This window comes from Undibacterium sp. GW821-FHT11B02, assembly GCF_058808955.1.
Genome location: NZ_JBXASD010000015.1, coordinates 125,549 through 151,205 on the forward strand (window position 1 = coordinate 125,549; position 25,657 = coordinate 151,205).

The following is a 25,657-nucleotide window of genomic DNA, read 5'->3' on the forward strand; positions in this document are numbered from 1 at the left end:
ATCAACAAAGAACATTGATCAACACATCGTTTGTTCTGGTTTTATTGCAGACTACTGGCGGGATTGAACGCTTTGCAGCCCTGATTTACGCCTGCTTGTTACGGCTGAGTTTGTCGAAAAAACTTTCATGATTAAAATCCAGCCAGACCCGCTCATCCAGCATGTAAGCAGCCGGCACATGTGCTTCCAGCATGGCAGGCAATTGTGGCAGTTGAGTTATGCTGCGCAAACCCGTTAATGGTTGGGGATAGCTATCTATCACCATACCAACGGCATTGTCCCCTTTGTCCAATATCAGGAACAATTTATTAGGTGTAATGTCCGCCCTGCGACCAGCCAAAACCAGACTCAGGTCAAATATCGGCACCAGATTACCGCGCAGGTTGATCAAACCCAGCAAAAACGCAGCCGCCCCTGGCAAGGGGGCAAGTGCCTGTGCCCGTATCACTTCGCTGCCCACTTCGGCCCTGACCAGCAGATTCAAGTTGGCAAGACGATAGCCATACCGTTTTCGCTCCACCACCGGCGCAGCCTCGTTCCACAGCAAATCACCCGGCGGGGTGAAACGCTGCAAGGCCATACCCGGTGGCAGCCATTCCTTGGCTGGTCCATTGTTGCCGCTGGAAAGTGTGCTCATGATGCGTCTCTTCAAAAAATTCAGGCAGCGATCTTGAGCTGATCAATAATCTGGTCAGCGGTATAGGGCTTGGAGACATAGCCTTTTGCCCCTTGTAGCTGACCCCAGATACGGTCGGCCTTTTGCGATTTGCTACTGACAAAGACGATAGGGATACCTTTGGTTGCCGGATCCTGACTCAGACTGCGGCAAGCTTCGTAGCCATCCATCTCAGGCATAACGATGTCGAGGAAAATGATGGATGGTTTTTCTGCCTTGGCTTTTTCCAGCGTTTCCTTGCCGCTTGAGGCCGTCACTACCATGTATCCGGCATCTGCCAGAATGGATTTGATATTAGCCAATTCGGCCATGGAATCGTCAACGACGAGGGCTTTCTTCATGCTCATGATCTGCTCCAGAGATTTTACTTACATTGCCAGAACCGTTCGGATGAACGGGATGTTGAAACAGGGATTGCTTCAGGTCCCCAAGGCCAGGCCAGAGGTTTTTTCCATTGCAAAAGGGACGTCGCCAGCAGTTAAACTCTTCTCCACCACGGCGCGGAACTTGACATGCTCCACAGGTTTGGTCAGGTAGCTGCTGCAACCCGAGAGCGATCCGCGAATACGGTCGAAAGGAGAAGATTTGCTGGTCAGCATAATGACCGGCGTACGCTTGGTTTGAGGGTGACGGCGTATGATTTTACAAATCTCATAACCATCTGCCCCTGGCATGACGATATCAAGAAAGATGATGTCGTATGTTTTTTTCTCCAGCATTTCCAGAGCTTGTTCACCTGTTTCTGCACAATCAGAAGCAATTTTCATGGAACGCAGTTCAAGATCAATTTTGATTCTTGCGGTCGGACTATCATCGACAATCAAAGCACGGTGACCCGTTTGCAACACAGAAGCCGCTGTCGGTCTTTGGACCAGAGGCTGGATAACTGCAGGAGTCATCTGTGTTGCTGCGTCAGAGACTACAACTTCCTGAACAGTCGAAGCTGGCATGGAAGACATAATGCGGTCCAGTTCATCTGCCACCTGATCCAGCAAAGCCAGCATTTTGGTTGGGACAAGTGGATGCAGTAGATGATATTTACCTGGTGTAGCCTGCCCGGCGTTCGAGATAAACACGGTGGCTGGTTCCGGGATATTCCGTGTCTCAATCAGGGCCTGTAATGCAGCACGGGCCTGACCATTATCAGGATCAAGAATCACGATGTCCGGATCAGCATCCTGGGCAGCATCAAACAGGGCATAAGAATGTTTACGCCCGCTTGCCATGGTTAAACTGAGTACGCTACGAACCAGACGCAGTTCGTATTCTGATAATCCAAAAACCCCGATAAGGACTTTTTTGGAAGCGCCGGAAAGCGCCATAGGATGACTGTTCATAAGCGACAAGCCTCTTAACGAAAAACCACATCTGCGGATTACGGTATCTGGCTGCCCTGCGATATCTTGCGAGGGCCCTCTAGTTTTGCGTCCCACTCTTTCGAGTGGTTTGCCCTTGTACAGGCATTGCTATTCTGTACTAGTCACTGCTGCCGGATGACCTAAAGTGTGATAAACAAAAACACCAGAGACACGACACCAACAGCCACTTTGTGGCTGCTGCGAGATCACTGTAGCTTAATTATTTGTAGCATTCAAGGAAAAATTTCACATTTTTTTACTTTTCATCTTTCCTTGCAAAATACATAAAATTTAGCACGATCGACAGATTTTTGAATATTTTGTTAACACTTCCTGCATACCCGATTCTATGCACTCCACTATCACCGCATGGCCTATGGACACTTCAAGAATGCCTGGTATAGCGAGAAATTTAGCAAGATTATCCAGATTCAGGTCATGCCCCGCATTCACACCCAAGCCTGCATCCTGAGCACGTTTGGCTGCTGCAATGAAGCCCTGGAAAATGGTCTCGCCATGTGCAGAGCCAAAATGCTCGGCATAGGGTTCGGTATATAGCTCGACACGGTCTGCACCCAGTTCTTTGGCCAGATGCAAATCCATGTTGTCATAATCAACAAACAGGCTGCTGCGGATACCCATGGCCTTGAGCTCAGCCAGTACCGGGCGTAAAAATTCTGCATCCTTACGCAAGTCCCAGCCATGGTCTGAAGTCAGTTGATCTGGCGCGTCTGGCACCAGCGTGCATTGCGCGGGTTTGTTTCGTTTCACCACATCCAGAAATTCTGGCGCAGGATAACCCTCAACATTCAATTCCACACCACGCGCCTTGCAAAGCGCACCCAGTGTTTCCACATCTGAGTAACGCGCATGTCTCTGGTCCTGACGCGGATGCAGGGTAATACCCTGCGCCCCCAGATCCAGGCAGCGGGCGGCAAAGGCCTGTACATCCGGATAATTACGACCACGCGAATTGCGCAGCAGGGCGATTTTATTGATGTTGATGGAGAGTACGGTCATGTTCTTAAAAGTGTCCGGTCAAAGTAATATCAAGTTTAAAAGCAAGTTTTATCCACTGGTAGATAAGGTCCATCATGAGCTCGCTGCTTTCAGCACGCAAGTAACACAAACGATGAATTTCCAGAATTATTTGTTATTGCTTCACTGGTTTGAGCGATTTTTCCAGGAAGTCTTCCAATTCCTTTAAAAAAATCAGTCTGTGATCATACATACTTAAGTAGTGGTCACCATTTTCCAGTCGGACGAAGCGATGTGGCGAACCCGCATCGGTCAGGGCAGCATCCATCATGACACTCTGTTCAAAACTGACGCTACGGTCTTGCATCCCGTGAACAAGAAGGACTGGTGCATGAATATTTTTTGCCAGAAAACGTGGCGACGTCGCCTTTAAACTGACCTTCTCTTCATCCAGAGAACCTACTTGCTTCTCAAACATGGCTTTACCGTTTTGATACTGGGATCTGTCCAGGCCAAACTCAAACAAATCAGAAACCCCAGCAAAACTAACAGCGCATTTGTATAGTTCAGGTGTTTTCGCTACTCCCATCAATGCAGCATACCCGCCATAACTGGCACCAACGATGCAAATACGTGCCGGGTCTGCCGTGCCTTGCGCTACCATCCATCGCGCTGCATCACTAAGATCATCCTGCATCTCTTGTCCCCAGCGCCTCAAGCCTGAAGCCATGAGCTGATTACCATAGCCGGTGGACCCACGGAAATTTACCTGCAATACCGCATAACCACGGTTTGCCAGAAATTGCGTCCAGATATCAAAGCTTGCATCGTCCTGGCCTTGAGGGCCGCCATGGACAAGCAATACTGTTGGCAAATTCCTGGGTTCGGAAACTTGTGGCAGACTGAGATAGGTTGGCAATTTCAAGCCGTCATGTGATTTGATCATCATCAGTTTTTTACTGACCATGGATGCAGCTGGTAGCCCCGGGTAATTCTGCGCAAATAATTCCAGCGTGTTAGCACGATCATCCCCCAGATAAAATTGTCCCGGTGTCTGATGATTGCTGGAATGCACAACATAGCGATTTTCATCAGCACTCATGCTGACGATGCGGTTGATGCGATTCGGTATAGCATCGTCTATGAATTTTGCCAGTTCGCGGCGATTTTGTTCCCAATAATTGATTTCTGCCTTGCCCTCAAAACTGGTTCCAAGCAATCCGATTGCTTCACCAGTTTTTTCCGAATAAATCAGTTGGCCATTCATGTCATGTTGCGCATTGGCCAGCACCAATTCAGGTCTTGCTTCAGGCTGCCTGAGGTCAACCTTAAACAATGCCTGACGCCCCTGATAATTGCTCAATATATACAATTGATTAGGGTCCTTGCCAAAACCCATTGGTGTGACAGTTTCCGCACTCAGTGCCTGGTAAGACCAGCGCTTACGCCAGTTACTGCCATCCGGATCACAAACGTGGATTTCAATATCGGTCTTGTCCTGATACACACCCAGTCTGACCCTATGCTGACGATCTGTCATCCAGGTATGAAAGTGCTCGCGGGCAGACTGCACCAGTCGGCGTGAGGCAGTCTCCAAATCAAGAGAATAAACACCAGGGTCCATGCTCCTGTCCTGATCAGCAAGCAGGATGAGTACATGCTTGCCATCATCTGGCGAAAAATCGATAACCCTGTCCTGAAACTGTGGCAGCAAAGGCCCACGCACACTATTTGGTTTAACCAGATTGATGACACTCTTACCGTCAGCACTCACCGCCAGCAAACGCGTCTCCAGCGCGTCTACACCACCGGTATAGCCATTCACCATGCGCCGCTCAGGAAACAAAGTGCTCACCAGAAATTTATCGTTGCTGACCCAATGAAACCACTTGAAACTGAATTTCCGGTTATCTGTCGAAAGCAAGGCCTTGGCCTGGTCCCATGGTTGGCCTATGGTATTGACGATGATACTGGTCGTGCCTTGCTGATTGACCAACATGGCAATTTTTTTTCCATCTGGTGACAGAGTCAGCGTTTGCACCGCAGGCAAAGCCGCAAATGCTTCCACCGGTAATTCAGTAGCGGCCAGGCTACTGGCAGATTTTGCAAAGACAAAGACAGCCAGAACTGCGCAATAAAAATGCGATTTCATGTAAGACACCTTTGTGGGTTTATCTGTTGTTCCGCTGATCGTCTGTCCCATACAAGCCCAAACGCTGCCATTCTATTACGAAAAAAATTCAACTTAAATTTGGTTAAAAAAAAACGTTCCACTTGCAGGAACGCTTTTTAAACATTGACCATTTAAGGCATGTCAACACGCAGGTTTACTGCTGGAACGCAAGTAACTGTGCACCTTCTATCACCTGGTCACCGATCGCATACAAGACTTCATCAATCACACCATCATGTGGTGCCGAGATCGTGTGTTCCATTTTCATGGCTTCCATGATCAGCAGGGCATCACCCTTCTTCACTTCCTGCGCCTTGTTAACCAGCACAGCAACGATCTTGCCTGGCATGGGCGCAGTCAAGCGGCCGGTCTCCGCCTCGGCTTCACCGGCATGTGCGAGTGCGTCCATGTAATGCAAGTCTGTGTGTTTGCCCTGGCTGAAGACGTGGAAGTGTTCACCGTCTCGCACCACGGTAGCAGCCACAGTCTGGTCTGCAATCTTGATGACGATATCATTTTCATCCGCCAATGCCAGTTTGATCTGGGCGACGGCATCGCCTGCCTGTACTTGCCAGCCATCTGCCAGATAAGTCACCTGCACTTCATGCGCCTGTTCTTCTTCAGTGAATTGCAGGCTTCTTTGCATCAGGCTGTTCATGCGCCAGCCGTGGCTGGATTGCCATGGGTCGCTGCTGTTGTTGCTTGAGGATTTTTCTGAATTCAGCAAGGACACGACAGCCAGCGCCAGCGTGGTCAGATTCGCCGCTACCGGCACAGGGAACAATTCGGCCTGATTACGCTCTATCAAGCCGGTATCGAGATCGGCACCAGAAAAAGCGGTACTTGTCACCAGACGGGAAAGAAAAGCGATATTGCTGTGCAAGCCGACGATCTGGTATTGTGCCAAGGCTTGCGCCATGCGTGCCAGTGCTTCTTTTCTGTCTTTGCCCCAGACGATCATCTTGGCGATCATGGGGTCATAGAAAGGGGAAATCGTATCACCTTCACGTACACCGCTATCGATACGGAAAGCCGCAGGATCAGTCGCACCGCCCAGTTCAAAATTCACTGCGACAGGCGTGCGTGCGTGACGCAAAGTACCTATCGACGGCAGAAAGCCTTTTTCCGGATTTTCTGCATACACGCGCGCTTCTATGGCATGGCCATGGATCTTTAATTCACTCTGTTGCAGCGGCAGTTTCTCACCAGCAGCAACACGCAATTGCCATTCAACCAGATCGGTACCGGTGATCATTTCTGTCACCGGATGTTCGACTTGCAAACGGGTATTCATTTCCATGAAATAGAAAGAACCGTCCTGGTTGGCGATGAATTCCACCGTACCAGCACCGACATAGCCAACCGCTTTCGCAGCAGCCACAGCGGCGTCACCCATGGCGGCACGGCGTTCTGCCGTCATGCCCGGTGCGGGTGCTTCTTCCAGCACTTTCTGATGGCGGCGCTGTACCGAACAATCGCGTTCAAACAGGTACACGCAATTGCCATGGGTATCGGCAAACACCTGTATTTCGATGTGACGTGGCCTTTGCAGATATTTTTCTGCCAGCACTTTATCGTCACCAAAAGAATTGATGGCTTCGCGCTTGCAGGAAGCCAGCGCATCCTTGAAGTCTGCCGATTTTTCAATCACACGCATACCCTTGCCACCGCCGCCTGCACTGGCTTTCAGCAAGACCGGATAGCCGATACGGTCTGCTTCGGCATGCAGGAAGTCAGCGTCTTGATTATCACCATGGTAGCCGGGCACCAGTGGCACATTGGCTTTTTCCATCAGGGACTTCGCCGCAGATTTGCTGCCCATGGCTTCGATGGCAGATGCTGGCGGGCCTATAAAGGCGATACCATTTTTGGCGCAGGCTTCAGCAAATTCGCTGTTTTCTGACAGGAAGCCATAGCCAGGATGAATAGCCTGTGCGCCAGTGGCAAGGGCCACTGCGATGATCTTGTCTGCACGCAGATAACTTTCCTTGGCAGCTGCCGGGCCGATCAACACGGCTTCATCACAGACAGCAACATGTTTGGCGTTGGCATCAGCCTCGGAATACACAGCGACAGTTTTAATGCCCATGCGGCGTGCGGTAGCAGCAACACGGCAAGCAATTTCACCACGGTTGGCGATAAGGATTTTGGTAAACATGTCTCTAACCTTTTGGGCGGATAGTTTGATTACAATATGCAGCTATCAAAGAAATGGCAAATAACAACTCAAACAAATACTTGCCTTCCTCTGTGTCTCAGTTTTTTCTCTTTGTGTTCAAATAAGCTCTGTGCTGAAGGTTTACGGTTTTAATCAACCACAACTACCAGCCTTCGCCTCGACCTTGCCACGTGTTTTCAAGCCCAGCTTGTCCAGCAATACACGGTCATCCTGCGCTTCCGGATTGGCCGTAGTCAGCAATTTATCGCCATAAAAAATCGAATTTGCGCCAGCCAGGAAACACATGGCTTGCACTGCTTCGCCCATCTGGCGACGGCCAGCAGACAAACGCACACGCGCCTTAGGCATGGTGATGCGGGCCACAGCGATGGTGCGTACAAATTCCAGCGGATCCAGCGGGTCCATGCCATACAAAGGTGTGCCTTCTACCTGCACCAGATGATTGACAGGTACCGATTCTGGATAAGGATTCAAATTCGCCAGTTGCGCGATCAAACCAGCACGCTGACGGCGTGATTCACCCATGCCGACGATGCCACCACAACAGACTTTCAAGCCGGCGCTACGTACATGGCCCAGAGTATCGAGCCTGTCCTGATAATCGCGGGTAGAAATAACGTTGCTGTAGAACTCGGGGGCAGTGTCAAGATTGTGGTTGTAATAATCGAGGCCTGCATCTTTCAAGCGCTGTGCCTGTTCTTCTTTCAACATACCCAGTGTTGCGCAGGTTTCCAGGCCCATGGCCTTGACTTCGCGCACCATGGTTTCGACTTTTTCCATGTCGCGGTCTTTGGGTGAACGCCAGGCAGCACCCATGCAGAAACGCGTCGCGCCATTTTCACGTGCAGCTTTAGCAGCGTCCAGTACTTCACGCACATCCAGCATTTTCTTGGCTTCGACACCGGTGTCATAGCGTGCCGCCTGAGGGCAATAACTGCAATCTTCTTCGCAGCCGCCAGTCTTGATGGACAACAATGTCGCCAGTTCGACATCACCATCCGGGAAGTTGGCGCGGTGTGCAGTCTGTGCCTTGAACATCAGGTCATTGAAGGGCAAATCAAACAGGGCCAGCACTTCATCCACGGGCCAGGTTTCCGCTTCGATTTTTTTGACCGGTGACTGGAATTGCACGGCTTGCAAAGTCGTATCAGTAGCTTGCATCTTTGTTTCCTTTTACTTCAATACACTCAAATCCAGATACGAGGCGGCGCTTTGCGCTTTCTGGTGTTCCGGAACGTTCAAACGGGGAATCTGCCCCAGCAACGGCGCATTGAGGCGCGTGCGCAGGGCGCTAATATTTTCATCCAGATACAGCATGGATGGATCGACGGTATTGGCAACCCAACCGCACAGCGTCAAGCCACGCGCCCTGATGGCCTCTGCCGTCAGCAGCGCATGATTGATGCAGCCCAAACGCATACCCACCACCATGATGACGGGCAAACTCAGTGTCTGCGCCAGGTCGGCTGTGCTGACTTCATCATTCAGCGGTACACAAAAACCGCCCACACCTTCGACCACCACGGCATCTGCCTGCTCGCGCAATTGCCGATAGCACTGCAGTATGTGTGGCAAAGCGATATCCACTTTTTCCAGCGCGGCTACGATATGCGGTGCAGCCGGTGTTTGCATCAGGTAGGGGCAAACCAGTTCCTGTGGCGCGGCAACATTGGCTGCCGCCATCAGCGTATCCACATCTTCGTTATGCCAGAAGCCATCATGCAGGCTGGCACCAGCAGCAACCGGCTTCATGCCCACGGCACGCAAACCCTGAGCCTGCATGGCATACAACAGGGCCGCACTGACCAGGGTCTTGCCGATTTCAGTATCGGTGCCGGTCACGAACAGACGACGATGCTGATACTGTTGGCCTGACATCAGGCTACCTCGGCAAAGCACTGGGCGACATAACTCATCTGGTCAAGGTGATTGATGGCCTGCACCAGTTGCAATACCTGTACTTCGGTATGTGCCGCCGACAGGGTCACACGCAAACGTGCTGATCCAACTGGTACGGTAGGCGGGCGTATTGCACCTACCCACAAACCCTGATCCATCAGATTGCCAGCCACCCTTAACATGTCGGCATTGTCACCAATGACAACAGGTTGTATGGCTGTATCAGACGGCATGCTCTGCCAGACTTGCAGATGCAGCCCATTGCGGAACAGGGCTATCAGTCTTTGCAGATGAGCACGTCTTTGCTGGCCTTCTTCACCTGAGATGATATCGAGACTGGTCAACAATGCATGCGCCAGAGCCGGGGCAGCAGCCGTGGTATAGATATACGCACGCGCCCGTTGCACCAGCCATTCAATAACGGTGGAATGGCCTGCGACAAAAGCGCCACCAACACCCGCAGCCTTGCCCAGCGTACCCATGTACACCAGATTGGGTGAGCTGATCTGAAAATGTTCGAGCACGCCGCGACCATGTTCACCCAGTACACCAAAACCATGCGCATCATCGACGATGAGCCAAGCATCATACTGCTCACAAATTGCCAGCAGCGGTGCCAGTTCGGCGATATTGCCATCCATGCTGAAAACACTGTCGGTAACGACCACCCTGTGCTTGGTCTTGCATTGTTGCAGCATGCGTTCCAGCGCTGTGTAATCGCGGTGCGGAAATACCTGTACTGTCGCCCGCGACAGGCGTGCGCCGTCGATCAGAGATGCATGGTTCAGTGCTTCAGAAAATACCGTCGTATCCTTGTTGATGGCCAGCGCCGTGATCACCGCCAGGTTGGCCATATAGCCGGTACAAAAGTACAGGGCACGTGCATTATCAATATACGGCGATACAAATTCTGCCAGGCGTTCTTCCAGCACTGCATGGGCGCGGCTATGGCCGCTGATCAGGTGCGAAGCACCACTGCCAACGCCATACAGGGACGCCCCTTCCTGCAAGGCTTCCGCCAGTTTGGGGTGTGCTGCCAAGCCCAGGTAATCATTGCTGCAAAACGCCAGCAAATCACGGCCATCTGCGCGAACACTGGGGGCAGATGGGGTTTCTACCGTGCGACGTTGACGCAATAAATGCTTTTGATCCAGCACATCCAGTTCTTGCTGCAAGCCCTGTACCAGCGACCGCCGCTGACTGGCGATGCGTATATTGTTGGCAGCATTGCCAACAACCGTTCCATTCTTGATGACATCTGTCATGCCATTACCTCTTCAAATACTTGTTGGGTCTTGTGTGCCAGCAAACTCATTTCATCCTGCTCAAGGATGTAGGGCGGCATCATATAGACCGTGCGTCCTATGGGACGCATTAATAATTCATGCTTCAATGCCGTGGCAAAAAAGCGGCGTGAAAATGTCGCTGCGCGTTCTGCATCATCCTCCACCGCATCAAAGGCGATGATCATGCCTTGCTGGCGGAAATGACGCACGCGGGCATCTTGTTTCAGATCTGCAAAAGCCGCATTCAAAAATGCTGCTTTGACACGATTCTTTTGCAAGACATTGTCGTCTTCAAAAATCGCCAGGGTCGCCAATGCGGCGCGACATGCCAGCGGATTACCAGTGTAAGAATGCGAATGCAAGAAGCCGCGCCTGACATCGGCATCATAAAAAGCCTGATACACGGTATCCGTCGTCATCACCAGCGACAAGGGTAAATAACCACCGCTGATGCCTTTGGACAGACACAAAAAGTCTGGCCATATCTGTGCAGATTCACAGGCAAAGAAGGTGCCGGTACGGCCACAGCCAACGGCTATTTCGTCCGCGATCAGATGTACCTGATACTGGTCACACAATTCGCGCAGACGCTTCAGATACACAGGATCATGCATGGCCATGCCGGTAGCACATTGCACCAGCGGCTCAATGATGACGGCAGCAATCTTGCCTGCTCTTTCCTGCAATTTTGCTTCCAGTGCAGCGGCTGCGCGCAAGGCGACATCGGCAGCTGTTTCGCCTGCCTCGGCCAGACGTGCATCGGGTGAAGCCACTACATGGGCACGCTGCAACATGGGACCATAAGCTTCGCGGAACAGGCTGACATCAGTCACTGCCAGCGCCCCCACGGTTTCACCATGGTAGCTGCCTTGTATGCAAATAAACTCTTGTTTTTCTGTCTGCCCACCATTACGCCAGGCATGGAAACTCATCTTCAGGGCAATTTCGACTGCCGATGCACCGTCCGACGCATAGAAACAATGACCGAGTGCGTGATTACTCAATGCCGATAATTTTTCCGATAACTCGATGACAGGCGCATGGGTAAAACCCGCCAGCATTGCATGTTCGAGTTTGTCGAGCTGGTCTTTCAGTTCGGCATTGATACGCGGATTGGCATGACCAAACAGGTTCACCCACCAGGAGCTGATCGCATCCAGGTAACGCTTGCCTTCCATATCAAACAGCCACGCACCGCGGCCATGGCTGACGGGTATCAGCGGCACGGTTTCATGATGCTGCATCTGGGTGCACGGATGCCAGACATGTTGCAGGCTGCGTGCTACCCAGTCATTTTTTTGATTCAAATTTATTCCAGACACATTTATCCAACTAAACTGAAAACTGCTTACTACATATGGCCTCAAGCCTGAGACTGTATAAGTTTCAAATGATTTTCTATATGCATGACATGGGCATTGGCAAATTCTGCCTTGCTCAAACTGCCATAGGCAAAATGCGGCTTGATCTCGCCTGTATACTGTTCAAATTTCTGTAATGCAGCGATGACCATATCGATAGCTGCATTGGTATCGCCGCTATCGGCAATGGTTGGGGCACCCGGTATGGGTTCGCTCAAATTATGCGTCATCGCCCCGACGACTGAAAAAGCATAAAATGCCGCCGCACCTGCAGTGTGCTGAAACGTCGGCGATTTCATTTCCGGGTAACCCGTCATCGAATACTCTATGCTTTGAGCCAGGTGCACAAACACCTTATGTGGTGGCCAGCCGCTTGTGCTGGTCAGCTTGCCCGCTTTCAAGGCAGACAGGCGCGCCTGCATCTCAGCCACAGTGGTGATAACCACAGTCGATTTGCGATAACTGGCAGCGCCGACAAGCGCAAGCAAGGACGCGGCAAGACCGGTCAACAGGACTCTTCTTTTTTTCATGTTTGCTTTGCCTCCGCCTTCCTGCTTACTTTTAAAAATTATATCAACCAATCCGGCTTACGCTTTTCAAGGAAGGAGCGTACACCTTCACGGCCTTCATCAGAAGCCCGGATTTGCGCAATACCTTCCACCGTTGCCGCAATCAGCGCCGGGGACAATTCCCGGCTGGCAACATCCTGTACCAGACGCTTGGCCTGTTTGACGGCATTCGGGCTATTGCTGACCAGGGCCTTGACGATCTCGGCCACTTTGGCATCCAGCACATCTGCAGTCACCAGTTCATGCACAAAACCTGTACGATGCGCCTCTGCCGCGGTAAACCGTTCGGCAGTGATGAAATAACGGCGTGCGGCACTTTCGCCCATGGCCTTGATGACATACGGTGAAATAGTCGCCGGTATCAAGCCCAGTTTGACTTCACTAAGGCAAAAATTGGCCGTATCCACACTGACAGCAATATCACAAGCGGCCACCAGACCCATGCCACCGGCATAACAATCACCTTGCACTTTGGCAACTACCGGCTTGCTACACATATAGATGGAGCGCAACATTTCCGCCAGTTGGCCGGCATCCGCGAGGTTTTCCTCATGGGTGTAATCGGCCATCTTTTTCATCCAGTTCAGATCTGCCCCTGCGCAAAAAGCAGGACCATTCGCGGCCAGCACAATAGCACGAATGCTGTCATCATGATCCAAATCACGGAAAACCTGGGTGATTTCAGCTATGGTTGTTTCATTAAAGGCATTGCGTACGTCGGGGCGGTTCAGTGTGACTGTAGCCAACCGATTTGCAATTTCGATATTTAAAGTTTCCATTTTCATACTGCCTTTTTTATTCCGTCAATCATTGACAGGGGCGCACACTAATCTCAGGCCTACATATCAGCGATTAGCCCTTGAAGTTCGGGCAGGTGTTCTCCCCGTTATCCCTGATAATAATTGGGGCAGGCACCAGCGTTTTCATATTCGTTGCATCCCATAATTTGACGCTGCATTTACCTGTCGTAGTTACTGTATCAAGAACATATACATGGTTAGTTTTCCCGAAAAAACTAAAATGCATAGTACAACTGCTACGCCCCTGCATTTCCGTATACTTCAGGGTGGTCAGTTTTTCAGTAGCAAATTTAAATTTGGATATACTGATCCTGTTTGCATCGCTGACGATGGTTTTTTCACCAGAGCATGATTCAGCATTGTCATAGGAATTCAGGTAAAACAGAGTTCCTCGCGCAGGTTGAATTCTCACCACCATTTCAGCAATTTTTTGGCCCTGCGGTTCAACATAGGGTGGTGTCGTGCAAGCTGTCAGCCCAAGAACAGCACTGGCAATAAAAAAAGAAAGTTGGTATGTTTTATTCATAGACTGTACTGTTCGTTCATCTGGAATGCTGCATGTCTAAGATTCAGCAAATTCAGTTGCTTTGATCTATAGAAAATACTTGAAATCGCTCCGACATTGCCGCCTGTTCACTTCGACTTATCAAGAGGCACACAGATTAAAGTTTTTTCAGTCCGTCTTATCTGAGCTATTGGCACTGGATTTTTCATATCAGTGTAGTCAAATAGCTTGATCTGACACTTGTTCGAAAAACTCTTAGTATCAATCAAGTAAACACGGTCAGTTTTAGGATAAAAACTGAAATTGTATTGGCATGAGATATTACCTTGCACTTCAAAATAACCCATAGTCACCAATTTTTCAGCCTGCAGTTTGGTGGATAAAACACTCCCTTTTCCGGAATCCTCTACCAGAGTTTTTGCGCCAGAGCAGGATTCGCCATTGTCATAAACATCCAAGGTATACTTTGTTCCCATTCTTGGCTGAATCCTGATAACCAAGTCAGCCAAAGGACCGCTTTGGGGCGCCACATATGGTGTAGTCACGCAAGCGGTGCTAGTTAGCGCGGCGGCAAATACGACGAATAAGCTTTTCAAGGTCGGTTTTCTCATCTGCAGTTTTCTGTATGAGGTCATATTTATCAACTCTTACGCTAATTGCGCAAGCTATCCTTTAATATTTGGGGTAACAAAGTCAGTTTCGTGTCCGCTCTACTGAATTGTAACTGTTAGCTTTACATCCGGAACACACCAAACTTCACATCCGGTATTGGCGCATTCAAAGCTGCCGACAAGCCCAGGCCCAGCACCATGCGCGTATCGGCGGGATCAATGACACCGTCATCCCACAGACGCGCTGAAGCATAATAAGGATGGCCCTGATGTTCATACTGGTCTTTGATGGGTTGCTTGAAAGCCGCTTCTTCTTCGGCTGACCAACTGCCGCCCTTGCCTTCTATGCCATCACGTTTGACTGTCGCCAAGACGCTGGCCGCCTGTTCGCCACCCATGACACTGATACGCGCATTGGGCCACATCCACATAAAGCGTGGGGAATAAGCGCGGCCACACATGCCATAGTTACCAGCGCCGAAGCTGCCGCCGATGATGACCGTGAACTTGGGTACATTCGCCGTCGCCACTGCCGTCACCATCTTGGCACCATTGCGGGCGATGCCTTCGTTTTCATATTTGCGGCCCACCATGAAGCCGGTGATGTTTTGCAGGAAGACCAAAGGTATCTTGCGCTGGCAGCACAGTTCTATGAAATGCGCGCCTTTCAATGCAGATTCAGAAAACAAAATGCCATTATTGGCAATGATGCCAACCGGCATGCCGTGGATATGGGCAAAGCCGCAAACCAGTGTCGTGCCATAACGGGCCTTGAATTCATCGAAATGACTGCCATCGACAATGCGGGCAATCACTTCACGCACATCGAAAGGCTTGCGGGTATCGACAGGGATGACGCCATACAATTCAGATGCCGGGAACTTTGGTTCTTCGACTGCTTTCATGACCACGGTTTGTGGCTTTTGGCGGTTCAGGTGCGAGACGATGGTGCGTGCCAGCGACAGGGCATGCGTATCATTTTGCGCCAGATGATCAACCACGCCAGACAGACGGGTATGCACGTCACCACCACCGAGATCTTCAGCACTGACGACTTCACCAGTAGCAGCTTTTACCAATGGCGGACCGCCAAGGAAAATCGTGCCCTGATTCTTGACGATAATCGATTCATCACTCATGGCTGGTACATAGGCACCACCGGCAGTACAGGAACCCATGACCACGGCGATTTGCGGTATGCCCTTGGCTGACATGTTCGCCTGGTTGTAGAAAATGCGGCCAAAATGATCGCGGTCAGGGAAGACATCATCCTGATTCGGCAAGTTTGCGCCACCGCTATCTACCAGGTAAATACAGGGTAGATTATTTTGCTCGGCAATCTCCTGCGCACGCAAATGCTTCTTGACGGTCATCGGGTAATAAGTCCCCCCTTTGACAGTGGCATCATTGCAGACGATGATGCATTCCTGCCCGGCCACGCGGCCTATGCCGGTAATTACACCGGCTGATGGGGCGGCATCGACATCGTTCTTTTCTTTATACATGTCGAAGGCGGCAAGCTGCGAAAACTCCAGGAAAGGCGTGCCTGCATCAAGCAGCATTTGCACGCGGTCACGTGGCAATAATTTTCCACGGGCCAGATGTTTTTTACGTGCATCGTCACCGCCGCCCAAGGCGATTTTGGCGATTTTTTCCTTGAGGTCATCCACCACGACTTGCATGGCTGCTGCATTGGCTTTGAATTCTTCAGAGCGAGAATTGAGTTTGGAATCTAAAGTTGTCATTATCTTTTTCACTTTTCTGGAAAACTGCCATCCACGTAAAACCATTTACCGTCATAACGTACAAAGCGGCTGAGTTCATGCAATCTGTGTGCCTTGCCACCTATCTTGTAACGGGCGACAAATTCGACGGTTGCTGCGTCGCCATCTGCTTTGAACTTCTTCACTTCCAGGCCGAGCCACTTGGTAGGGTCATCATGCGTGATGTGTTCTTTGGGACAGGTTCTTTCATCCCAGGTGGCACGCAAGTAAGCTTCGTCATTCAGGGTGTAAGCGGAATAGCGCGAACGCATCAGCGCTTCTGCCGTTGGTGCCACCGCCACGCCACTGAGATACGGGCCGCAACACTGTTCAATATTTTTATTCGAGCCGCAGGGGCATGCTTTACTGCTCATTATTACTTTTTACTTTCCTTGATGGCGACTAGTGCACCTGCTGCCTTCCATGCGGTAAAACCACCGTCTATATGGGCAACGTTTTCCAGGCCCATGTCCTGCACAGTCTTGGTGGTCAGCGCACTGCGCCAGCCAGCGGCGCAAAACAAAATGAATTCTTTCTTTTCACCAAAAACAGGTTTGAAATAAGGTGAATCCGGGTCAACCCAAAACTCTATCATGCCGCGTGGTGCGTGAAAGGCACCGGGCACGATACCTTCACGTTCCAGCTCACGGATATCGCGTACATCAATGAACTGCACATTGGGATCTGTCAGCTTGGCCTGGGCTTCGGCCACGCTATAGGTTTTGATCTCGGCGTTGGCTTCATCGACCAGTTGTTTGTAACCTTTTTTCATACTGTCTCCGTTATTTTGAGATCCGGTTCCACTTAACCAGCCAATGCACGTCCGATAAGAATTTTTTGTATATCGGAAGTACCTTCATAAATCTGGCAAACCCGCACATCCCTGTAAATGCGTTCTACCGGGAAGTCGCTGACGTAGCCGTAACCACCGTGGATTTGTATCGCATCTGAGCAGACTTTTTCTGCCATTTCTGAAGCAAACAGTTTTGCCATTGCCGCTTCTTTCAAACATGGCTTGCCTGCATCTTTCATGCTGGCAGCATGCCAGATCAACTGGCGCGCAGCCTCTATCTGGGTCGCCATGTCGGCAAGTTTGAATTGCACCGACTGGTGTTCAAAAATTGGCTTGCCAAAACTGGTCCTGTCCTTGGCATAGGCGAGTGCGACTTCAAACGCTGCGCGGGCCATGCCTACTGATTGCGAGGCGATGCCTATGCGTCCACCTTCCAGACCAGACAAGGCAATCTTGTAACCCATGCCTTCTTCTCCAATCAGGTTTTCTGCCGGGATGCGGCAATTCTCAAACAGGATTTGTGCCGTGTCGGAAGAATGCTGACCCATCTTTTGTTCGAGACTGGCGACGATATAGCCGGGTGTGCTGGTGGGCACCCAGAAGGCGCTGATGCCCTTCTTGCCGGCTTCTTTATCCGTGACAGCCATGACGATGGCAACATCGGCATATTTACCGCTGGTGATGAATTGTTTGACGCCGTTGATGACATAATGATCGGCGTCACGTTTGGCTGTAGTACGCAATTCAGATGCATCACTGCCCGCATGTGGTTCAGTCAGGCAAAAGGCACCCAGCATCTCACCTTGCGCCAGCGGAGTCAGCCATTGTTTTTTCTGCGCATCATTCGCATACATCATGGCGATGCTGCAGACCGGACAATTGTTGACGGACACCACGGTCGAAGTACCGCCGTCACCGGCAGCGATTTCTTCCAGCACCAGCGCCAGCGACAGATAATCCATGCCAGCACCGCCAAATTCCTCTGGCACGGCCACACCATAGGCACCCATTTGTGCCAGTTCTTTCAATTCTTCTGCAGGGAAATGATGTTCCTTGTCCCAGCGTGCCGCGTTGGGCACAAGACGGTCCTGGGCAAAGCTGCGCACGGCGTCGCGTATCATTTCGTGTTCTGGTGTGAGTAGCATGATGGTTCTGTTTTCTATTCTATTGGTGCTGTACTTTCGACCGCGTTACCAGCCGTGTTCTGCTCCCGTATATTGCAAATATTTGCCATTATCGGCTGGCTTGAGTGCAGCAAGGGTCTGACGTATGCCAGTCACACTGACATCGACTGTAATTTCTGCGCCGCTGCCGCCCATATCGGTTTGTACCCAACCCGGGTCCATGGCGACACAAATCGCTTTTTCCGTACTCAGTGACACATCCTTGAGCACGGAATTTAATGCGGTCTTGCTGGCACGGTATAACCAGCCAGCAGGATTGCTGCGCTCACTGATGGACGCCATGCTCGATGAAAGCACTGCCAGCCTGCCACGGGCGTTTTCTACCAGCGGCAGCAAGATCGGCAATATCCTCATCGCAGACAATAAATTCGTATGCATGACGGTATCAAACTGTTGCTGGTCCGGTGCTGTCAGACCTTCCGTTCGTGGTCCAAACACACCGGCGTTCAAGATTGCCACATCCAGTTTTTCATCATCCAGACGCCAGCCCAGGCCGGCACAGTCATTCAAATTGGTCACATCCAGCGGCAAGGCTTCACAACCCGCCGACTGCAAAACTGCCAGATCTTCTTCCTTGCGCGCAGTGGCGATCACCCGCCATCCTGCAGCCTTGTATTGCATGGCCAGTTCATGGCCTATACCACGTGATGCACCGATAATTAAAGCGACTGGCATAGGGTTTTCCGGTTATTCAATTTAAGCTTTTGTTTCTCGCCTCCGCCCCTTCAAGGGGAGGGGACTCAAAAATAGCTCAAGTTCAGATCATCTCTATCGCGAGCGCAGTACCTTCACCACCACCAATACACAGCGAGGCCACACCAGTTTTCTTACCCTGTTTCTTCAAGGCGCCCATCAACGTAATGATGATACGTGCACCGGATGCACCGATAGGATGGCCCAGCGCACAGGCACCGCCATGCACATTGATCTTGTCATGAGAAATGCCCAGATCTTTCATTGCAGCCATAGGTACGGCGGCAAAAGCTTCATTGATTTCAAACAAGTCTACGTCTGCCGTTGTCCAGCCCAGTTTTTTATACAGCTTCTGGATGGCACCGACTGGTGCGGTAGTGAACCAGCCTGGTTCTTGCGCGTTGCTGGCATGACCAAGGATTTTTGCCAGTGGTGTCAGACCAAGTTCTTTGGCTTTTGATTCACGCATCAGGACAAGTGCAGCAGCACCGTCATTGATGGATGAAGAAGAAGCCGCAGTAATCGTACCGTCTTTTTTGAATGCCGGTTTCAGTGTGGGTATCTTGTCCAGCTTGGCTTTCAAGGGGCCTTCATCCTTGTCGATGACAACATCGCCATTACGACCGGATACAGTTACTGGGGCAATTTCCCAAGCGAAAGAACCATCAGCAGTTGCGGCTTGCGCACGCTTGACGGAGGCAATGGCAAAAGCATCCTGGTCTTCACGGCTGAAGTTGTATTTGGCGGAACAGTCTTCGGCAAAGGTACCCATCGAACGGCCTTTATCGTACGCATCTTCCAAACCGTCGAGCATCATGTGGTCATACATCATGGCATGGCCGATACGATAGCCGCCCCGTGCCTTGGGGATCAGGTAAGGGGCATTGGTCATGGATTCCATACCGCCTGTGACGATGACCTCGTTGCTGCCAGCGCTGATGGAATCAAAAGCCATCATGGTGGCCTTCATGGCCGAACCGCACATCTTCGACAGAGTGACAGCACCGGTGGATACTGGCAAACCTGCAGCCAGCAAAGCCTGGCGTGCCGGGGCCTGGCCCTGGCCCGCCATCAGGCAGTTACCGAACAAGACTTCTTCTACCAGTTCCGGCTTGACGCCGGCACGCTCAACGGCTGCCTTGATGGCAACGGCACCCAGCTGGCTGGCCGTCAGCGAAGAAAAATCGCCCTGAAAAGCACCCATGGGGGTACGGGCTGCACCAACGATTACGATAGGATCATTCATCTTACTCTCCAATTAATCAACTCAATTAATATAGGTAGCTGTGCTACCTGGCTAATGACGGGAGGCATGTCAGTCAACATGCACGGCCTTAATTTGTCGTACTTACCTGATTGCAAAAGCGGATTTCCTGCGGATAAGGAAACACGTCATCCACCTTGCCATCGACGATACGCTTCTTGCGGGCCTGCCAGTATTCAGCAGTCAGCAAGTCAGCGTGGTACTTCATAAAGTATTCTTTAACGTTCTTGTTCCCCAGCAGGAAAGTGCCAAACTGTTCAGGGAAGACATCATTTTTTGCAACCGGATACCATGGTTCCGCAGACATCTCATCTTCTTCATTGCGCGGCAGAGGAATCTTGCGGAAATTGCAGTCGGTGATGTATTCGATTTCATCATAGTCATAAAACACGACACGGCCATGACGGGTGACGCCAAAATTTTTATATAACATGTCACCCGGAAAAATATTCGCTGCCACCAAATCCTTGATGGCGCTGCCATATTCTTTCAAGCCATGTTCCATCGCGGCCATGTCACCGCTTTGTTCTGCTTCCGTCAACCAGATATTCAATGGCGTCATGCGGCGTTCTATGTACAGATGCTTGATGACGACTTCTTCGTCATTCACTTCCAGCAAGGACGGTGCGTATTGCCTGATTTCGGCTAGTAATTCTTCTGAAAATCTTCCACGCGGAAAGGCCACATCCGAATACTCCAGGGTATCTGCCATGCGGCCCACGCGGTCATGGTTTTTCACCAGCAGGTATTTTTCCTTGATCAATGCCTTGGTGGTTTCCTTGGGCGGAGGGAAACTATCCTTGATCAGTTTGAACACATACGGAAAAGACGGCAAGGCAAACACCAGCATCACCAGACCACGTATGCCGGGCGCGGCTTCAATGCGGTCGGATGAATATTTGAGGTGATGCAAAAAATCACGGTAAAACAAATTCTTGCCATGCTTTTGCAAACCTATCATGGTGTAAATTTCACTGCGCGGCTTCTTGGGCAAAATGCTACGTATGAATTGCACATAAGCTGATGGTACTTCCATATCCACCATGAAATAGGCACGGGTGAAAGAGAACAGGATCGTGATCAGCATGGTGTCAAAAATCACGGTATCAAGCACCAGTTCGCCCTTGCGCTTGTGCATGACGGGCACGACAAAAGGATATTCACGGTTACCGTTGATACCCTTACCGATGATGTAGGCAGATTTGTTGCGGTAGAACAGGCTGGCTAATACTTGTATCTGGTGATTCGGTTCCAGCTTGGCGGGGCCAAAATTTTCGCGCAGGCGTGCTTCCACAAGCGCCACGTCGCGGTCCAGGTCTTCAAACTTGGCATTCAGCTGGAAATTGGTGACGATGCGCTTGATAGTGTAGTTGAGGCCATCCGTCGCCGGATAATACACACGGTAACTGGGCGGTGTGTCTTCGCTTTCCAAATATTCGGTCGACGTCGCCGGGCGCACAAAAATAAAATCATTGTGATAATAATTTCTGTGCAGCAGTTTGGTACAGACGGTATTGAAAAAGGTCTCTGCCAGTTCCGGGCACAGATGATCGATCAGCATGCCCATGTAATGCAGTTTGACTTCGCGCCAGACTTCATCGCTGAGATCTTCTTCTGCATATTCATCTTCCAGCGCCTGCACGCATTCACGCACGCGGGTATCGTAATACCCGATACGCTCGCGTGCGGCGATTTGTGCGGCCCGCCAGTCACCAGTTTCAAATTGCTGTTTTGCCCTTTGGCTGCTCACTCTGAACAAGTGGTAATGCTTGTCAAAACCGTCCAAGATTGTTCGGGCGATATCAAAGGCGATTTGCGAAGACAACAATTTCGGAAAATGGGTGTTGGGCATGGTCTGGGCTCACATCAGTCAATGGCAGGCTGGAACTGCTTTTTCCAAGCCTGTAGTTTACCCAAATCCACGGCTATGCCACCACAAACCACGATCAGTGGTTTTTTAAACTCAGCCAAAATTGACAAATTTTGATAGGCAACTGCCAGCGCCGCACCACAGGCTGGTTCCACCAGGGCCAGCATATCATCGGCAAAGTCCAGGCAAGCCTGCACGGCCTGGGCATCACTGACGGTGACGGTATGGATGGTGCGCTTGCACGTCCAGTCAAAAGCCTGTTGTGCCACCTTGCGCGCACCCAGAGTACTTGCAATAGAGGTGATGGCTGGCAAGGTCACCAGTTCGCCTGCCTGCACTGCTGCATGCAATGAAGCTGCACCTTCAGTTTCTGACGTAATAATGGGAATATGGCTCAGGCCATTGCGCTCCAACCCAAGAGCAATGCCGCTCAGCAAGCCACCACCACCGACAGAACAAATGACGGCATCAAAATCCAGCTTGCCAGCCACTTCGTCGATTAATGTCGCATTGCCATCCCAGATATCAGCGTGATCAAATGGTGGGATGTAAACAGCACCGGGCTGTTCACAAAGACGCAAGGCAACCTGATTAGTTTCATCCCAGACGCCACCTTCAACGATGACGGTGGCACCAATGGCACGAATCGCAGCACGCACGCTTTCATGCGTGGTTTGTGGCACCAGAATGGTAGTAGGTATACCAAGTGCCACACCAGCCACGGCAGCAGCAAAACCAGCATTGCCGCCAGACGGGCAGACAAAGTGCTTGGCCCCGTTGGCAGCGGCACGCTGGCACATCAAGCCTATTCCGCGCAGTTTGAACGAGCCGGAAGGCTGGGTGTTTTCCATCTTCAGCCAGACTGACTTACCCAGACTGGCGGACAGTCGCCGATGTTCAAGCAAAGGCGTAGCGATGTGTAATTGCGTCATAAATTAACCAGTGTAGCGCAAATGGCTTATTTGGTTTCTGCAAACAATTCACGACCTATCAACATGCGACGTATCTCGCTGGTGCCGGCACCGATTTCATACAGCTTGGCATCACGCCACAGGCGACCGACCGGATATTCATTGATATAACCATTGCCACCCAGGGTCTGGATGGCTTCGCCTGCCATCCAGGTGGCTTTTTCGGCGGAATACAAAATTGCCCCGGCTGCATCCTTGCGTAAAGCACGCACTGCCTCTGACGTTTTGGCGCGGTCACACGCCTGGCCAACCGCATACACATAAGCCTTGCAAGCCATCATGGTGGAATACATATCCGCCAGCTTGCCCTGCATCAACTGGAATTCACCGATTGGCTGACCGAATTGCTTGCGGTCATGCACATAAGGGACCACCGCATCCATACAGGCTTGCATGATGCCCAGAGGTCCGCCGGACAAGACGGTACGTTCAAAATCCAGGCCAGACATCAATACGTTGACACCTTTACCCAAACCACCGAGTACGTTTTCTGCGGGTACTTCACAATCCTCAAACACGAGTTCACCGGTATGCGAGCCGCGCATGCCCAGTTTGTCGAGCTTTTGCGCAATGCTGAAGCCTTTAAAGCCTTTTTCTATGAGGAAGGCTGTCATGCCACGTGGACCGGCTTCCAGATCATTCTTGGCATAAACGACCAGGGTGTCTGCGTCCGGGCCATTGGTGATCCACATCTTGGTGCCATTCAAGACCCAGCGGTCACCCTTCCAGTCGGCGCGCAGCTTCATGCTGACGACGTCGGAACCGGCATTTGGCTCGGACATGGCGAGTGCACCGATATGTTCACCAGTAATCAGTTTCGGCAGGTATTTGGCTTTTTGTTCTTCCGTGCCATTGCGCTTGATCTGGTTCACGCACAGATTCGAGTGGGCACCGTAAGACAGGCCGACAGAAGCAGAAGCACGCGAAATTTCTTCCATGGCAATGATATGGGCCAGATAACCCATATTCGCGCCACCATATTCTTCGCTGACGGTTACACCCAAGATGCCCAGATCACCCATCTTGCGCCACAAATCCATGGGAAACTGGTCGCTACGGTCGATCTCGGCAGCGCGTGGGGCGATTTCTGCCGAAGCAAATTGCTGCACGGCTTCGCGCAAAGCGGCGATATCTTCGCCATGATCAAAAGTTAAACCGGGTAAATGGAGCATGTCGTCCTCACACTTTTATTAAATTGAAATTCGCCAGCTTGTGACCAGCCATAGTACTGCTTTCAGCCGCCAGCAAACACTGGCAACTGGCTTACATTTTTGAATTTTCCTTGGGTATCACAAACAAAGTCTGCTGCATGATGGCACAGAGTTTTTCCTTGCCTTCATGCACCACAAAAACCTCGGCACTGGATACCACCAGGGTTTTGCCTGCCTTTAATACCTTGCCGCGAGCAATCAGGGTATCCCCCTTGCCTGGCGCAACAATATTGATCTTGTATTCTGCAGTTAAGCACTCACTTACCGGCATCAATTGTGTATTCGCGGCATAACCGCCCGCTGCATCGGCTATTGTGCCAATGACGCCGCCATGAAAATAGCCGTGTTGCTGACTGACAGCGTCACTAAACGGCAGGCTGATTTCGCAGGCACCGGGGGTAATACTGGTCAGACGGGCATTCCAGGCCATCAAGGCACCCTGGGAATTGAAACTCTCCAGCAAGCTCAGAGCCAGCTTGTGATCCAGTGCCGGGGTTGACTGATTCGTTGCCTGATTGCTCATGAAAACTCCATTAATACAAAAAAACATCTCAAGCAAAAATAATACGTCTAATTGACGTTTACGTAAACGTCAATTAAGCAATTTGATGTTTTTCAAGACAACCATTAACTATTTAGTCGCACCATTAGGGCGAAAAAAATGGCGGGAAAGCTTCCATACACCGCATAAAAACGCCAGGTAAAGCGCACATACTCCGTAAATGACTCCCATCTGGTGATCATTGCCATTGTTAATCTCGAATAAAGTGGCGGCAATTGTCTTGTGAGAAAGAAAAACACCAAAAAACAAGACTAGCAATAGCAAAAGCACACCCGTCAAAACCAGGCGCATTGCATTTTTTGTGGTAATTTTTTCGGGATATCGCGCGGCATAAAAGACAAAGCCAACCGAGAAAAATTGCATGTTAAGCAATAATTTAAGCATCGTTGCCCGCCTTTTTTAAAAATAAGTTTCAGGGCCTGATTATTCCTGCCTGGCACTTGTCTTGACCAACAGGCTACGGCTCTTTTCTTCATGTGCGCTGATTTCCGCCAGCATGACTTCGATGTCTTCGCGCTGCTGTTCCAGTGCTGCCCTGTGTCTTGCCAGCACCACCAGAAAACTCTGCAACTGCGCTTCAGTATCCTTGGGGGAGCGGTACATGTCGACCAGGCTTTTGATGTCCGACAGGCTCAGGCCCAGACGCTTGCCGCGCAGGGTCAGTTTTAAATGGGTACGTTCCCGCGCTGTATAAATGCGATTGCGCCCGCCCGGCCCTTCACGGCTGGGGCTAAGCAAACCCTGGTCTTCATAGAATCGTATCGCACGCGGCGTAATATCAAATTCACGGGCAAGGTCAGTAATAGTGTATGTAGCCATGGTCTAAGTCTGTTGAAAAAACACAGAAGCAATTTTCTGATTACAATCTGCAGTTAACGTTAACGTCAAATAGTTTTAAATCGCATTGTAGGCTATTCCAGCGCTTCTGGAATCACCCATAATGCGAAATCG

Annotated in this window: 26 protein-coding genes and 1 riboswitch; all 26 genes read right to left on the reverse strand. The window is 50.8% G+C overall.

The annotated features are described in order from the left end of the window. Window positions 1-85 precede the first annotated feature (85 nt). Complete coding sequence (locus tag AC1RVX_RS26090; RefSeq protein WP_493219502.1) at window positions 86-637, reverse strand: chemotaxis protein CheW; 552 nt, start codon at window positions 635-637, stop codon at window positions 86-88. A gap of 20 nt (window positions 638-657) precedes the next feature. Beyond that, the gene (locus AC1RVX_RS26095; RefSeq protein WP_493219503.1) at window positions 658-1,023 is read right to left on the reverse strand and encodes a response regulator; all 366 of its coding nucleotides are present in this window, start codon (window positions 1,021-1,023) and stop codon (window positions 658-660) included. Between the two features lie 72 nt (window positions 1,024-1,095). Then, window positions 1,096-2,013: a response regulator gene (locus AC1RVX_RS26100; protein WP_493219504.1), complete on the reverse strand. Its 918-nt coding sequence runs from the start codon at window positions 2,011-2,013 to the stop codon at window positions 1,096-1,098. Window positions 2,014-2,052: 39 nt separating this feature from the next. Beyond that, window positions 2,053-2,137, reverse strand: a riboswitch (cyclic di-GMP riboswitch). A gap of 188 nt (window positions 2,138-2,325) precedes the next feature. Further along, on the reverse strand, window positions 2,326-3,054 hold the full coding sequence (locus tag AC1RVX_RS26105) for a pyridoxine 5'-phosphate synthase (protein ID WP_493219505.1): 729 nt from the start codon (window positions 3,052-3,054) through the stop codon (window positions 2,326-2,328). Between the two features lie 133 nt (window positions 3,055-3,187). Continuing rightward, window positions 3,188-5,164 carry a S9 family peptidase gene (locus tag AC1RVX_RS26110; RefSeq protein ID WP_493219506.1) on the reverse strand — a complete coding sequence of 659 codons (1,977 nt, stop codon included), beginning with the start codon at window positions 5,162-5,164 and terminating at the stop codon, window positions 3,188-3,190. Window positions 5,165-5,339: 175 nt separating this feature from the next. Next, window positions 5,340-7,343, reverse strand: coding sequence for an acetyl/propionyl/methylcrotonyl-CoA carboxylase subunit alpha (locus AC1RVX_RS26115; protein ID WP_493219507.1), 2,004 nt, complete (start codon window positions 7,341-7,343; stop codon window positions 5,340-5,342). 153 nt (window positions 7,344-7,496) lie between these two features. Continuing rightward, on the reverse strand, window positions 7,497-8,525 hold the full coding sequence (bioB, locus tag AC1RVX_RS26120; protein WP_493219508.1) for a biotin synthase BioB: 1,029 nt from the start codon (window positions 8,523-8,525) through the stop codon (window positions 7,497-7,499). Between the two features lie 12 nt (window positions 8,526-8,537). Continuing rightward, window positions 8,538-9,242 (reverse strand): dethiobiotin synthase, encoded by a 705-nt coding sequence (gene bioD, locus AC1RVX_RS26125; RefSeq protein ID WP_493219509.1) that lies wholly within the window; start codon window positions 9,240-9,242, stop codon window positions 8,538-8,540. Next, window positions 9,242-10,528, reverse strand: coding sequence for an 8-amino-7-oxononanoate synthase (bioF, locus tag AC1RVX_RS26130; protein ID WP_493219510.1), 1,287 nt, complete (start codon window positions 10,526-10,528; stop codon window positions 9,242-9,244). The genes bioD and bioF overlap by 1 nt, the downstream gene beginning before the upstream one ends. After that, window positions 10,525-11,862, reverse strand: a complete 1,338-nt coding sequence (gene bioA, locus AC1RVX_RS26135) for an adenosylmethionine--8-amino-7-oxononanoate transaminase (protein ID WP_493219549.1) — start codon at window positions 11,860-11,862, stop codon at window positions 10,525-10,527. The genes bioF and bioA overlap by 4 nt, the downstream gene beginning before the upstream one ends. Before the next feature lie 50 nt (window positions 11,863-11,912). After that, window positions 11,913-12,440, reverse strand: coding sequence for a DUF1569 domain-containing protein (locus AC1RVX_RS26140; protein ID WP_493219511.1), 528 nt, complete (start codon window positions 12,438-12,440; stop codon window positions 11,913-11,915). A 38-nt stretch (window positions 12,441-12,478) separates the two neighbouring features. Continuing rightward, complete coding sequence (locus tag AC1RVX_RS26145) at window positions 12,479-13,264, reverse strand: enoyl-CoA hydratase/isomerase family protein (RefSeq protein ID WP_493219512.1); 786 nt, start codon at window positions 13,262-13,264, stop codon at window positions 12,479-12,481. A gap of 67 nt (window positions 13,265-13,331) precedes the next feature. After that, window positions 13,332-13,805, reverse strand: coding sequence for a hypothetical protein (locus tag AC1RVX_RS26150; RefSeq protein WP_493219513.1), 474 nt, complete (start codon window positions 13,803-13,805; stop codon window positions 13,332-13,334). A gap of 107 nt (window positions 13,806-13,912) precedes the next feature. Beyond that, window positions 13,913-14,395 carry a hypothetical protein gene (locus AC1RVX_RS26155; RefSeq protein ID WP_493219514.1) on the reverse strand — a complete coding sequence of 161 codons (483 nt, stop codon included), beginning with the start codon at window positions 14,393-14,395 and terminating at the stop codon, window positions 13,913-13,915. Window positions 14,396-14,517: 122 nt separating this feature from the next. Beyond that, window positions 14,518-16,140, reverse strand: coding sequence for a carboxyl transferase domain-containing protein (locus AC1RVX_RS26160; RefSeq protein ID WP_493219515.1), 1,623 nt, complete (start codon window positions 16,138-16,140; stop codon window positions 14,518-14,520). 8 nt (window positions 16,141-16,148) lie between these two features. After that, window positions 16,149-16,532 (reverse strand): YchJ family protein, encoded by a 384-nt coding sequence (locus AC1RVX_RS26165; protein WP_493219516.1) that lies wholly within the window; start codon window positions 16,530-16,532, stop codon window positions 16,149-16,151. A gap of 2 nt (window positions 16,533-16,534) precedes the next feature. Further along, a complete protein-coding gene (locus tag AC1RVX_RS26170) occupies window positions 16,535-16,930 on the reverse strand; it encodes a rhodanese-like domain-containing protein (protein ID WP_493219517.1) in 396 nt (131 codons plus the stop codon). Between the two features lie 32 nt (window positions 16,931-16,962). Continuing rightward, the gene (locus AC1RVX_RS26175; RefSeq protein WP_493219518.1) at window positions 16,963-18,096 is read right to left on the reverse strand and encodes an acyl-CoA dehydrogenase family protein; all 1,134 of its coding nucleotides are present in this window, start codon (window positions 18,094-18,096) and stop codon (window positions 16,963-16,965) included. A 45-nt stretch (window positions 18,097-18,141) separates the two neighbouring features. Continuing rightward, window positions 18,142-18,810 (reverse strand): SDR family oxidoreductase, encoded by a 669-nt coding sequence (locus AC1RVX_RS26180; protein ID WP_493219519.1) that lies wholly within the window; start codon window positions 18,808-18,810, stop codon window positions 18,142-18,144. 82 nt (window positions 18,811-18,892) lie between these two features. Next, entirely contained in the window at window positions 18,893-20,074 is a 1,182-nt protein-coding gene (locus tag AC1RVX_RS26185) for an acetyl-CoA C-acetyltransferase (protein WP_493219520.1), read from the reverse strand. An 88-nt stretch (window positions 20,075-20,162) separates the two neighbouring features. After that, entirely contained in the window at window positions 20,163-21,944 is a 1,782-nt protein-coding gene (gene aceK / locus AC1RVX_RS26190; RefSeq protein ID WP_493219521.1) for a bifunctional isocitrate dehydrogenase kinase/phosphatase, read from the reverse strand. A 14-nt stretch (window positions 21,945-21,958) separates the two neighbouring features. Continuing rightward, on the reverse strand, window positions 21,959-22,894 hold the full coding sequence (locus AC1RVX_RS26195) for a pyridoxal-phosphate dependent enzyme (protein WP_493219522.1): 936 nt from the start codon (window positions 22,892-22,894) through the stop codon (window positions 21,959-21,961). 26 nt (window positions 22,895-22,920) lie between these two features. Beyond that, window positions 22,921-24,105: an isovaleryl-CoA dehydrogenase gene (locus AC1RVX_RS26200; protein WP_493219523.1), complete on the reverse strand. Its 1,185-nt coding sequence runs from the start codon at window positions 24,103-24,105 to the stop codon at window positions 22,921-22,923. Between the two features lie 91 nt (window positions 24,106-24,196). Further along, on the reverse strand, window positions 24,197-24,667 hold the full coding sequence (locus AC1RVX_RS26205) for a PaaI family thioesterase (RefSeq protein ID WP_493219524.1): 471 nt from the start codon (window positions 24,665-24,667) through the stop codon (window positions 24,197-24,199). Window positions 24,668-24,775: 108 nt separating this feature from the next. Further along, window positions 24,776-25,090, reverse strand: a complete 315-nt coding sequence (locus tag AC1RVX_RS26210; protein ID WP_493219525.1) for a hypothetical protein — start codon at window positions 25,088-25,090, stop codon at window positions 24,776-24,778. A 39-nt stretch (window positions 25,091-25,129) separates the two neighbouring features. Next, complete coding sequence (locus AC1RVX_RS26215) at window positions 25,130-25,525, reverse strand: MerR family transcriptional regulator (protein ID WP_493219526.1); 396 nt, start codon at window positions 25,523-25,525, stop codon at window positions 25,130-25,132. Window positions 25,526-25,657: the final 132 nt, after the last annotated feature.